Origin of the sequence: Reyranella soli (genome assembly GCF_007992495.1) — a bacterium.
GTDB classification, from domain to species: Bacteria; Pseudomonadota; Alphaproteobacteria; order Reyranellales; family Reyranellaceae; genus Reyranella; species Reyranella soli.
In genome coordinates this window covers 1-11,025 of the sequence record NZ_BKAJ01000238.1, presented here as the reverse complement: position 1 = coordinate 11,025, position 11,025 = coordinate 1, and the positions used below count along the sequence as shown (strand labels likewise).

Annotated in this window: 12 protein-coding genes; 9 read left to right on the top strand and 3 right to left on the bottom strand. The window is 67.5% G+C overall.

Annotation, left to right across the window (positions count from 1 at the left end):
* Positions 1 to 797: CARDB domain-containing protein (locus RSO01_RS43715; protein ID WP_147156900.1), on the top strand; the 797-nt coding region annotated here is incomplete at its 5' end.
* Positions 798 to 1,009: 212 nt separating this feature from the next.
* Positions 1,010 to 2,470: an IMP dehydrogenase gene (gene guaB / locus RSO01_RS43710; protein ID WP_147156899.1), complete on the top strand. Its 1,461-nt coding sequence runs from the start codon at positions 1,010 to 1,012 to the stop codon at positions 2,468 to 2,470.
* Positions 2,471 to 2,565: 95 nt separating this feature from the next.
* Here guaB and RSO01_RS43705 read toward each other — a convergent pair whose 3' ends face one another.
* Complete coding sequence (locus RSO01_RS43705; RefSeq protein ID WP_147156898.1) at positions 2,566 to 3,639, bottom strand: SGNH/GDSL hydrolase family protein; 1,074 nt, start codon at positions 3,637 to 3,639, stop codon at positions 2,566 to 2,568.
* Between the two features lie 32 nt (positions 3,640 to 3,671).
* Here RSO01_RS43705 and RSO01_RS43700 point away from each other — a divergent pair, with 32 nt between their 5' ends.
* The 4 genes from RSO01_RS43700 (at position 3,672) to RSO01_RS43685 (ending at position 6,847) form a co-directional block, all read left to right on the top strand.
* A complete protein-coding gene (locus tag RSO01_RS43700; protein ID WP_147156897.1) occupies positions 3,672 to 5,087 on the top strand; it encodes an RsmB/NOP family class I SAM-dependent RNA methyltransferase in 1,416 nt (471 codons plus the stop codon).
* Entirely contained in the window at positions 5,084 to 5,650 is a 567-nt protein-coding gene (locus RSO01_RS43695) for a GNAT family N-acetyltransferase (protein ID WP_147156896.1), read from the top strand. The genes RSO01_RS43700 and RSO01_RS43695 overlap by 4 nt, the downstream gene beginning before the upstream one ends.
* A 3-nt stretch (positions 5,651 to 5,653) precedes the next feature.
* The gene (locus RSO01_RS43690; protein ID WP_147156895.1) at positions 5,654 to 6,208 is read left to right on the top strand and encodes a hypothetical protein; all 555 of its coding nucleotides are present in this window, start codon (positions 5,654 to 5,656) and stop codon (positions 6,206 to 6,208) included.
* A gap of 84 nt (positions 6,209 to 6,292) precedes the next feature.
* Entirely contained in the window at positions 6,293 to 6,847 is a 555-nt protein-coding gene (locus tag RSO01_RS43685; protein WP_147156894.1) for a hypothetical protein, read from the top strand.
* Between the two features lie 53 nt (positions 6,848 to 6,900).
* Here RSO01_RS43685 and RSO01_RS43680 read toward each other — a convergent pair whose 3' ends face one another.
* Positions 6,901 to 7,458, bottom strand: coding sequence for a type VI secretion system-associated protein TagO (locus RSO01_RS43680; protein WP_170303819.1), 558 nt, complete (start codon positions 7,456 to 7,458; stop codon positions 6,901 to 6,903).
* 69 nt (positions 7,459 to 7,527) lie between these two features.
* Positions 7,528 to 7,713 (bottom strand): hypothetical protein, encoded by a 186-nt coding sequence (locus RSO01_RS43675; RefSeq protein ID WP_147156892.1) that lies wholly within the window; start codon positions 7,711 to 7,713, stop codon positions 7,528 to 7,530.
* Positions 7,714 to 7,817: 104 nt separating this feature from the next.
* Between RSO01_RS43675 and RSO01_RS43670 the strand changes: the two genes are divergently transcribed.
* From RSO01_RS43670 to guaA, 3 genes are all read left to right on the top strand, one after another.
* Complete coding sequence (locus tag RSO01_RS43670; protein WP_147156891.1) at positions 7,818 to 8,384, top strand: hypothetical protein; 567 nt, start codon at positions 7,818 to 7,820, stop codon at positions 8,382 to 8,384.
* A 63-nt stretch (positions 8,385 to 8,447) separates the two neighbouring features.
* Positions 8,448 to 9,044, top strand: coding sequence for a tetratricopeptide repeat protein (locus RSO01_RS43665; RefSeq protein WP_170303818.1), 597 nt, complete (start codon positions 8,448 to 8,450; stop codon positions 9,042 to 9,044).
* Between the two features lie 221 nt (positions 9,045 to 9,265).
* The gene (gene guaA, locus RSO01_RS43660; RefSeq protein ID WP_147156889.1) at positions 9,266 to 10,816 is read left to right on the top strand and encodes a glutamine-hydrolyzing GMP synthase; all 1,551 of its coding nucleotides are present in this window, start codon (positions 9,266 to 9,268) and stop codon (positions 10,814 to 10,816) included.
* The last annotated feature ends 209 nt before the right edge of the window (positions 10,817 to 11,025 follow it).

The window sequence follows — 11,025 nt, the reverse complement described above, 5'->3', positions numbered from 1 at the left end:
CGGACTACTGGAATAACCTGGTCGGCGAGAGCAATGAAGCCAACAACGTGCAGTCGCTGACCTTCACGGTCACGGCGGCGCCGCAGGCGGATCTGGAGGTCGCCAGCATCACGCCGGCGGCGACGTCGATAATGAAGGGGGCTGTCCTCAACTTCTCTTACACGATCGAGAACGACGGTACCGCCGGTGCCGTTGCCAACTGGTCCGGCTTCATGGTCGACCATCAGGTCGATTCGACGCACTACCAGGGCTTCAATCAGACCAATGCGCTGCCGGTTGGCGGTACGCAGACCTTCGCCGGCACGATCGACACGTCGACGCTGGAGGTTGGCGAACACACGCTTCATGTCGCGGCCGACTACTGGAAAAACATCGTTGGCGAGAGCAACGAGGCCAATAACGGGTTGTCGGTGACCTTCAACGTCACGGCGCCAGTGCCGCCCGACCTGGCTGTCACCAGCATCACGGCGGCGACGACGGTGGCGCAGGGCGACACGCTGGACTTCTCCTACATGGTCAAGAACATCAGCGACGGCCTGCCGGCGGGCATGAGCTGGGCGGGGTTCCGGATCGACCAGGCGCCGGATCAGTCCAACTACGCCGGATTCAACCAGACCAACGGATTGTCGGCAGGCGGCACGCAGACGCTGAGCAACAGCATCGACACGTCGCACCTCAGCGTCGGCGAGCACACGCTGTACGTCATGACGGACTACTGGAACAACATGGTGACCGAGGGCAACGAGGCCAACAACGTGCGCACGTTCACCTTCACCGTCACGGATCTATTCACCTAGAGGGGGCAAACAGGCATTTGGCGATCAGACCGCCTGTCGGGGGCTGGGTATGGCGGTTTCTTGCCCGTAATCTGCTTGCCGCGACCGACTATTTCCCACCGCCACAACCCCTTGCATCGCCCGCCGCTTAGTGTACAAAGCGCCGCCAACCCGGCGGCCGCCTTCGTAAGGAGAACGGGCCGCCTTTTTTGTTACTCCTCGCGGAGGTTGGCATGCAGTTTCAGGAAGCGCTCACTTTCGATGACGTCCTCCTGAAGCCTGCCGCGTCGGCAGTGCTGCCCAACCAGACCGACACGCGCACCAAGCTCACCCGCACCATCGAGCTGCGCATCCCGCTGATGTCGTCGGCCATGGACACCGTCACCGAGGCGCCCATGGCCATCGCCCTGGCCCAGGCGGGCGGCATCGGCGTCATCCACAAGAACCTCGACGCCGAGGCCCAGGCCAACGAGGTGCGCAAGGTCAAGAAGTTCGAATCCGGCATGGTGGTGAACCCCGTCACCATCCACCCCGAGCAGACCCTGGCCGACGCGCTGGGCCTCATGTCGGCGCACCAGATCTCCGGCATCCCCGTGGTCGAGAAGAGCGGCAAGCTGGTCGGCATCCTGACCAACCGCGACGTGCGCTTCGCCACTGACGACAAGATGCCGGTGAGCGCGCTGATGACCAAGGAGCGCCTGGTCACGGTGCACGAGGGCGCCACCACCGACGAGGCCAAGCGGCTGCTGCATCAATACCGCATCGAGAAGCTCCTGGTCGTCGACAAGGACTACCGCTGCATCGGCCTGATCACGGTGAAGGACATCGAGAAGGCCAACAAGTTCCCCGGCGCCAGCAAGGACGAGAAGGGCCGCCTGCGCACCGCCGCCGCGACCGGCGTCGGCGAGGACGGCCTGCGCCGCGCCCAGCTCCTGATCGATGCCGAGGTCGACGTGATCGTGGTCGACACCGCACATGGCCATTCCAAGGGCGTGCTCGAGGCCGTGACGCGGGTGAAGAAGCTCAGCAACTACACCCAGATCATGGCGGGCAACGTCGCCACCGCCGAGGGTGCCCGGGCGCTGATCGACGCCGGCGCTGACGCCGTCAAGATCGGCATCGGCCCGGGCTCGATCTGCACCACCCGCATGGTGGCGGGCGTCGGCGTGCCGCAGCTCACCGCCATCCTCGAAGCGTCCGAGGTCTGCCGTGCCGCAGGCGTGCCGGCGATCGGCGACGGCGGCATCAAGTACTCGGGCGATCTCGCCAAGGCGATCGCGGCCGGCGCCGATTGCGCCATGATCGGCTCCTTGCTCGCCGGCACCGACGAGGCGCCGGGCGAGGTGATCCTCTACCAGGGCCGCTCCTACAAGTCGTACCGCGGCATGGGCTCGATCGGCGCCATGGCGCGCGGCTCGGCCGACCGCTACTTCCAGCAGGAGGTCGAGAGCTCGCTGAAGCTGGTGCCCGAGGGCATCGAGGGCCGCGTGCCCTACAAGGGCCCGGTCGGCAACATCGTGCACCAGCTGGTCGGCGGCCTGAAGGCGGCCATGGGCTACACCGGCAACGGCACGATCAAGGAGATGCAAACGAACTGCCAGTTCCTGCGCATCACCGGCTCGGGCCTGCGCGAAAGCCACGTCCACGACGTCGAGATCATGCGCGAGGCGCCGAACTACCGCGGCGGCATGTGACCTCGGGCTAAGCCCGAGGTCATCCTGAGCGCAGCGAAGGATCTCATGCCGGTTGCAAGCGGCGATGAGGTCCTTCGCTTCGCTCAGGACGACAGTCATCGCAGCTTCTCCGCCACCAACCCGGCGATCAGGCGGTTGCCGGGCTCGTTCATGTGCCAGGTCACGTAGAGTTTTCGCGGTGCGCCGGTTGCCGCCAGGGCGTCGAAGCTGTCGATGGTCGCAAGGCCGTTCTTCGCCGCGCAGTCGAGCAACCCTTTGGTCATGCGCCGCTGCGTGGCGGCGAAGGCGGGGTCGTCCCACACCACCGGATCGTACTCGGCCATGACGATCACCTTGGCGCCGCTCTGCTTCTGCAGCTCGGCGAGCCGCGCGGCCAGCAGGCAGGAGAGATACTCGCCGGTACCTGGCGCCAGCACGCGCTTGTGGTCGCCGTACCAGTCGTGCAGCAGATCGAGCCGCCGCAGGATGAAGTCGAACAGATGGCTGTAGCCCAGCGTCCTTTGCCAGAAGGTGAGCGTGCTGGCCGGATCGGCGCGCGGCGGCACCGGCACGCCGCGCAGGGCGAGCTTGCCGTCCTCGATCACGAAGTAGGGCTTGTCGGCGCTCCACAGGCGGCGCATCTCGGTGCGCCGGATGTCGTCGGCGATGAAGCTGACGACAATGACAGCGGGCTTGTACCCGGCCGCGAGCTGCTCGGCCCGCAGCACGATCTGGTCGAAGCCGTAGCCGCTCACGCCCGCGTTCAGCACCCGCCGCCCGGTCAACTGCTGCAGCTGCGCCGGCCAGGTCTGGCCGTCATTGACCTCGTCGCCGTAGGTGAACGAATCGCCCACCGCCAGGATCGGCGCCCCGGCGACCTGCTCGCCCCCTTTCTCGCTACTCGTCCGCCGCAGCCCGTCGGCCTCGATCGTCGTACCGGGGGCGGCGTAGCCGGCGCGCGGCACGTGGCCCAGCTCGCGATCGTGCACATAGCGGCCGGCGTCGCGCTCGGCGAGAACGCTGCGCGCCGTGAGCACAAAGTTGGGATAGGCGAAGAGATATCCCCAGGTCGACGCGCGGACTGCAAATTCCAGCGACACCAGGCCCATAAGGATGGCGCAAAGCACCAGCACGGTGCGCCGGAACCACTCGCTTCGGGAGGAGGGACGTTGCGCGCGGGGCATATTCATCGTAGCGGCAGGGACGGAAAGGAAAAATCGACGTGACGCCGGGCGCGCGGGTTGCCGCCACCATAGAGCTTCTCGACGAGATCGTCAGCCATGCCGACCGGCCAGCCGATCTCGTCGCCAACGCCTATTTCCGCGCCCGCCGCTACATCGGCGGCGGCGACCGCCGCTCTGTGTCCGATCGCGTGTGGGGCATCCTGCGCCGCTGGGGCCAGCTGCGCTGGTGGCTGAAGCGCACGAACCACCCTGCGGACCAGACCAATGCCTTGCCGCGCGGCATCGTCGCCGCCGACCTCATGGTGGTCGAGGGGAGGGCGCTCGCTGACGTCGAGGCGATGTTCGACGGCGGCCGCTACCGCCCCGATCCGCTCGACGATGCCGAGCGGCGCGCCTTGCGCCAGATGGAGGGCCATTCGCTCAGCCATCCCGAGCAGCCCGACTGGGTGCGCCTCAACGTCCAGGAATGGGTGGCGCCGCACCTCCAGGAGGCCTACGGCGAGGCCTGGGGACGCGAGATCGCCGCGCTGGAGAACCCGCCGCCGGTCGACCTGCGCGTCAACCGGCTGAAAGCCACCGTCGCCGAGGCGCAGGCGGCGCTGGCGCGCGAGGGCATCGAGACCGAGCCGATGCGCTATGCCCCCGACGGCCTGCGCCTGAAGCGCCGGCTGTCGGTGGTGGCGGGCGAGGCCTTCCAGAACGGCCTGGTCGAGGTCCAGGACGAGGGCTCGCAGCTGGTTGCCGGCCTGGTCGACGCGCAGCCCGGCATGCAGATCGCCGACTATTGCGCCGGCGCCGGCGGCAAGACGCTGGCCATCGCCGCCGGCATGAACAACAAGGGCCGCGTCGTCGCCATGGATGTGCTGGAGAGCCGGCTCGACCGCTCGGCGCAGCGCCTGCGCCGCGCCGGCGCCCACAATGTCGAGCGCCGGGCGCTCGACGGCGACAACCGCAAATGGCTGAAGCGCCAGGCCGGCGCCTTCGACCGCGTGCTGGTCGACGCGCCCTGCACCGGCACCGGCACGTGGCGCAGGAATCCCGACGGCCGCTGGACGCTGCGGCCCGAGGACCTGGCGGAACTGGTGCCCAAGCAGGCCGCCATCCTCGACGCTGCGGCGCGCCTGGTGAAGCCGGGCGGCGGCCTGGTCTACGCCACCTGCTCGGTGCTGCCGGCCGAGAACGAGCGGCAGATCGAAGCCTTCCTCGAGCGCCATCCCGAGTTCGCCGCCGTGCCCGTGACCGACGTCTGGCGCGACGCCATGGGCGCGGAGCCGCCGGCCGAGATCGGCGGGCCCTACCTGCGCCTGTCGCCGCTGCGTCACGGCACCGACGGCTTCTTCGCGGCCACGCTGGTGCGCAAGCCGAAGGCGGAAGCGGAGGGACCTGATCGTTCGCTCGATCAACATGACAAGGTCCGTGCCGACGGCTCCGCTCGGGATGGCGACGCGTCATGATCCGCATCCGCCGTGCCCACAAGAACGACGCCACCGCCATCGGCCGCGTCCATGTCGAGACCTGGCAGGCGACTTATGCCGGCCTGCTGCCCGATGCGATGTTGGTCGGCATGTCGGACGTGCGCCAGTCGGCCTACTGGTCGCGCGTGCTCGGCGATCCGCGCGAATCGCGCGGCGTGTTCGTGGCCGACGACGAGGACATGGGCGTGGTGGGCTTCGGCAGCTGCGGGCCGGTGCGCGACCCGCCGGAGGGGCTGAGCGGCCGCGAGATCCGCGTCGGCGAGGTCTACACCCTCTACGTCGAGCCCGATTTCCAGAATCGCGGGCTGGGCCGGCGCCTGCTCGATGCGCTGTTCCGTCAGCTGCGTGCCGACGGCTGCGACACCGCCGTGCTGTGGATGCTGGCCGAGAACCCGACGCGCTTCTTCTACGAGGGGCTGGGCGGCGAGCGGGTGGGCGAGCGCGTCGATACGCTGGGCGGCGTCGATGTCGAGGAAATGGCCTTCGCCTGGCACGACCTCGAGGCGCCGCTGATACGCCGCAAGCTCGCGACGGAGGAGTGAGAGATGTCGCCTTTCGCCGACCCCTGGATCCTCGATAGCCTCGGCATCGCGCTGACGGCCGTCGGCGGGGCCGGGCTGATCGCCCTGTTCATCTCCCAGCCGCTCGGCCCCGTCATGAAGCGGGCCGTTGGCGTGATCTGCGCCGTGATGGCGGTCGGCGGCATTCTGCTGATGGTGCGTGCGGGCTCCCTGCGCGACTCCGATCGCGACCTCGACCCGGCGCAGCAGGCCGAGCTTGCCAAGGCGCTGAGCCGGTTTCCCAACGTCAGGTTCGAGGTGCTCATGGGGCACACCGGCGAGGAGACCCGGTCGCTGGCGTCGAAGGTGGTGGATGCCGTGAAGGCCGGGACCGGCGCCGCGCCGACGATCGGCGCCACGCTGCCGTCGCAGCAGAAGGGTGTCGTTCTCGTGCTGCGCGATCGGGAGACGGACCTTGGCCGCGCCGTCGCCACCACGATCGGCCGCGTCCTCATGGCCGCCCGCGTCGCCGCGATCACCGACGACGAGCCCGGACTGGACGACCGCACGGTGCGGATCATCGTCGGCGAGAAACCCTGATTTTCGGCCGCGCCACGACACCACTCGACTGATCGCACCGCGTGCGGCCACAATGCGCTGCAACGTCCCGGCGAGGTGTCCGCCATGCGCAGCCTGTTCCTTGCAGCCCTCGTCGCCGGCACGGCCGTCGCGCCGGCGCGTGCCGAGATCTACGACAACAAGAGCATCCCGTTCTACCTGCAGACGCCGAACAGCTTCGCCATTCGTCTTGTCGCGGCGGCGGGCTACGAGGTGGCGCTGGACATCGATCCCGTCGGTGATTTTCCCGCCAAGGTCGCCGACGAAATGCGGATGTGCATCCTGCGCTTCAAGACGGAGCCATCCGGCGAGCCGCAGCAGTCGCTCAACCGTCGCTGGACCGACGAGGCCGTGCTGGCACAGGCACGCGGCCCTGTCGGCGGCCTGATGGATGTGAAGTCCGAGAGGACATTTGCTCTGGCCGACACGACGGCGGGCGACGTGGTCGGCATCGAATATGTCGGTCCGCTGCGCAAGGATCCGACGGCCGTCCTGTTCATGTCCCTGGCCCTCACGCCGCGCGGCCGCCTGATGATGAACTGCCTGGTGCGCGACGGGCAGGCCGAACGGGCGTTGCCGATGCTGCGCTCGATCCGGGACACGATCAGGCCGCCGAAGTAGCGAATCACCGAAGCCGGACCGCCGGCAGGAGCCGGCGGTCCGGACGAGGATGTCTAGCGCCCGGCGTCGCTTATCGCAGGCCCGGCCGACCACTGGCAGCGTTCGGCCAGCGGGCGCAGGCCGGGCTCGGCGCCGCTCACGGCGAACGTGAACACGAACGGCACCGACAGGGGCCGCACGACGGCCAGCCGCAGCTCGGCCTTGCCGTAGAGATCGCTCATGAACGCGATGGCGCGATCGCCCGACAGTTCGAGGCCGCCGCCGTCGGCGCTGGCCTGCCAGGAGCCGGCGACGAAGCGGCCACCGTCGAGGCTCAGCCTGACCGCGACGGCCCACGGCGCCAGACGCAAGCCGTCGGCGTCCATGTGAACGGTCGTCACGCCGTCGAAGCAGTGGACACGCAGGCTGGCCGGGCGCTGGCGCCCGCGCTCCTGGGCGAGGCCGAACAGCACTGCCGCCGGGCCGCTGGTACCGGTGATGTGGTTGCGCGCCTCGACCGGGATCCAGGCCTCGCGACCGGCCGCCTGTTCGGGTTCGGACCCTGCATTCGCCGCGCCGGCCCACAGGGCCAGCGCCACGGCGACGGAGAGAGCTTGTTGATGACGTTCCATGACAGCACCTGAAACTTGGGCATTAAAAAAGCGGCCCTCCGGCCGCCGCATGCGCAAGGTGAGTGCGTGCTAGCCGAAGTATGTGATGCGCGGGACGACGAGGCTGAGCGACATGTCGGCACAGACCGTGAACGACATGGCGGCACCGGTCATGCCTGCCGCGGCAGCGGGCAGGATGTCCTTCATCGAGAAGCGGGTTGCAGCCATGATGTGCACATACACCCAGCCGTGCGGCTTGCCAAGAGCGCCGATCAAATTGAATCCAACTGTTGCCGACTCGGCACAGCAGGGACGCTGACCGCTCTTCATGCAATACTGGCAAGCAAGGTCCCGACGCCGGTTCCCCGAGAGGTGTTCGCATGCGCCGCCTGTTCCTTGCAGCCCCTATCCTGGCAGCGCTCGTCGCCGGCACCGCCGTCGCGCCGGCGAGAGCCGACAGCTACCGCGACACCAACATTCCATTTTACGTCGAGACGCCGGACGGCTTCACCATCCGTCTTGGCGTGAGGGAGGGCTACGACCTTGTGCTGCATATCAAGCCCGTGGGCGATTTTCCGGCGATCGTCGACGGCACGTCTCTGTGCGGCATTTACTTCAGCGCGGTGCGGTCCGCAGAGACGCAGCAAAGGCTCAATTCCCGCTGGAAGGACGAGGCAGTGCAGGCGCAGGTGCGGCGCGCTTTCGCGGACATCATGCAGGTGAAGTCGACGGAGACGTTCGCCCTGCGCGACGAGAAGGCGGGCGACGTTGTCGGCCTCGAACTTGTCGGCCCGTCGCGCGATGATCCATCGGCCGTTGTGATGATGTCCCTGGTCGACACCCCGCGCGGTCAGGTGCAGGTGAACTGCGTGCTGCGGTCGGACCAGGCCACCAAGGCGTTGTATGCCGTGCGCCCCATCCGTGATTCGATAAAACTGCCGAGGTGACCTGGGCGAGGAGACATCACCATGCGCAGCCTTGTTCCCCTGATTCGGACGGTCGGGGCGTCGATGCTCTTCGGCCTGGCCGCCGCGTTACCGGCCGCGGCGCAGCGCGAGGCGCAATTCCAAACCTGGTGCTTCGAGCGGGCCACCAACGAGCGGGTGATCGAGGGCTGCCGCGCCGTCATCGCGGCCGGCCGGGAGTCCGCGGAGAAATTGGCCCAAGCCTACTACACCCGCGGAAGCGCCTATCTCGTGAGCGGCGAGAACAAGCGCGCCATCGACGACTACAGCGAGGCCCTGAAGCGCCAGCCTGCCGACGCCGTCGTCCTGCTGAGCCGCTGCCATGTCCGCGCGATCGTCGGCGACCTAAAGGCTGGCCTGGCCGACTGCAACGAATCGCTGCGGCTTGCGCCATCGGTGCCGGCCGCGCTCGGATCCCGTGGCCTCGTCCTGCTGAAGCTCGGCCGCATCGATGAGGCGATCGCCGACTACGACGCGGGGCTCAAGCTCTATGCGAACAGCGCGATCTCGCTGTACGGCCGTGGCGTGGCGCGGCGCAAGAAGGGTGACGTCGCGGGCGGTGATGCCGACATCGCCGCCGCCAAGGCGATGAGGGCCGATGTCGCCGACCTGATGGCGACGTGGGGCGTGAGCGCGCCGTAGGCGATTTCATGTCTTCCGGACCGCCGGCCTCTGGCCGGCTCATGGGAGCGCGGACCTCCAAGTCCGCATCATGTATGAGCGGACCTGGAGGTCCGCGCTCCGAAGAGCATAAGCCGGCCAGATCCTTCGACTTCGCTCAGGACAGGCGCCGGCGGTCCGGAAGACAAGACATCCACACCGAACCCGGTTGAACCCCGCCGCCCTGTTCCGTATATCCCCCCATGGCCGACCGTTTGCTGATCGTCGATTTTGGTTCCCAGGTCACCCAGCTGATCGCCCGCCGCCTGCGCGAGGCCGGGGTCTACTGCGAAATCCACCCCTTCCAGTCGGTCGACCAGGCCAAGCTGAAACAGTTCGACCCCAAGGCCATCGTCCTGTCGGGCGGTCCCGCCTCGGTGATCGAAGGGCAGGCGCCCTCGGCCGATCCCGCCATCTTCACCGCCAAGGTGCCGGTGCTGGGCATCTGCTACGGCGAGCAGACCATGGCCCAGCAGCTCGGCGGCACGGTCGAATCCGGCCACCACCGCGAATTCGGCCGCGCCGAGCTCGAGGTGAAGAAGCCGTCGGCCCTGTTCGACGGCGTGTGGCAGCCGGGCGACAAGAAGCAGGTCTGGATGAGCCACGGCGATCGCGTCACCAAGCTGCCACCGGGCTTCAGCGTCATCGCCACCTCGGAGAACGCGCCCTTCGCCGCCATCTCCGACGAGGCGCGCAAATTCTACGCCGTGCAGTTCCATCCCGAGGTGATGCACACGCCCGACGGCGCCAAGCTCCTGCGCAACTTCGCCCTCAACATCGCGGGCTTCAAGGGCGACTGGACGATGGCCGCTTTCAAGGACCGCGCCATCGCCCAGGTCCGCGCCCAGGTCGGCAAAGGCAAGGTGATCTGCGGCCTCTCGGGCGGTGTCGACTCCTCGGTGGTGGCCGTGCTGCTGCACGAGGCGATCGGCGATCAGCTGCAGTGCGTGTTCGTCGACCACGGCCTGTTGCGGCTCGACGAGGGCGAGCAGGTGGTGCGCCTGTTCCGCGACCACTACAACATCCCGCTGGTCCACGCCGACGCCTCCGAGCTGTTCCTGAAGGCGCTGGACGGCGTCACCGATCCCGAGACCAAGCGCAAGACGATCGGCGCCTTGTTCATCGATGTGTTCGAGGCCGAGGCCAAGAAGATCGGCGGCGCTCAGTTCCTGGCCCAGGGCACGCTCTATCCCGACGTGATCGAATCGGTCTCCTTCACCGGCGGCCCGAGCGTTACGATCAAGAGCCATCACAATGTCGGCGGGCTCCCCGCACGCATGAACATGAAGCTGGTCGAGCCCCTGCGCGAGCTCTTCAAGGACGAGGTGAGGGACCTCGGCCGCGAGCTTGGCCTGCCGGCCGACCTGGTGAACCGCCATCCGTTCCCCGGCCCGGGTCTCGCCATCCGCATCCCGGGAAACATCACCAAGGAGAAGCTCGACCTGCTGCGCCAGGTCGACGCCGTCTATCTCGACGAGATCCGCAAGGCCGGCCTTTACGACGAGATCTGGCAGGCCTTCGCCGTGCTCCTGCCGGTTCGCACCGTCGGCGTGATGGGCGACGGCCGGACGTATGATCAGGCCTGCGCGCTGCGCGCCGTCACATCGACCGACGGCATGACGGCTGACTACTACCCGTTCGATCATGCCTTCCTGGGCCGCGTCGCCAATCGCATCATCAACGAGGTGCGGGGGATCAACCGGGTCACCTACGACATCACATCGAAGCCGCCCGGCACGATCGAGTGGGAATGATTCCGAGCCTTCAGCGACTATCGCTGATTGTCGAGGTATCGATAGTAATTAGCTGAATTATAATAATAAATTCATCTCTATCTATCGATGCCAATCGGTACGAAGAGATTGCATGCGTCGTCATAAGTGACGGTGCTGGCGACACTTGCCGACCCGTATTCTGGAATACCGTCGCCAATGGAAGGCCTTGTGACGGTGTTTTTTAAGCG

Excerpts from the sequence above, each read along its gene's own strand:
- RSO01_RS43680 (WP_170303819.1), bottom strand. The coding sequence starts at position 7,458 with ATGGAACGTCATCAACAAGCTCTCTCCGTCGCCGTGGCGCTGGCCCTG.
- guaB (WP_147156899.1), top strand. The coding sequence starts at position 1,010 with ATGCAGTTTCAGGAAGCGCTCACTTTCGATGACGTCCTCCTGAAGCCT.
- RSO01_RS43665 (WP_170303818.1), top strand. The coding sequence starts at position 8,448 with ATGCTCTTCGGCCTGGCCGCCGCGTTACCGGCCGCGGCGCAGCGCGAG.
- RSO01_RS43705 (WP_147156898.1), bottom strand. The coding sequence starts at position 3,639 with ATGAATATGCCCCGCGCGCAACGTCCCTCCTCCCGAAGCGAGTGGTTC.
- RSO01_RS43690 (WP_147156895.1), top strand. The coding sequence starts at position 5,654 with ATGTCGCCTTTCGCCGACCCCTGGATCCTCGATAGCCTCGGCATCGCG.
- RSO01_RS43695 (WP_147156896.1), top strand. The coding sequence starts at position 5,084 with ATGATCCGCATCCGCCGTGCCCACAAGAACGACGCCACCGCCATCGGC.
- RSO01_RS43670 (WP_147156891.1), top strand. The coding sequence starts at position 7,818 with ATGCGCCGCCTGTTCCTTGCAGCCCCTATCCTGGCAGCGCTCGTCGCC.
- RSO01_RS43685 (WP_147156894.1), top strand. The coding sequence starts at position 6,293 with ATGCGCAGCCTGTTCCTTGCAGCCCTCGTCGCCGGCACGGCCGTCGCG.
- guaA (WP_147156889.1), top strand. The coding sequence starts at position 9,266 with ATGGCCGACCGTTTGCTGATCGTCGATTTTGGTTCCCAGGTCACCCAG.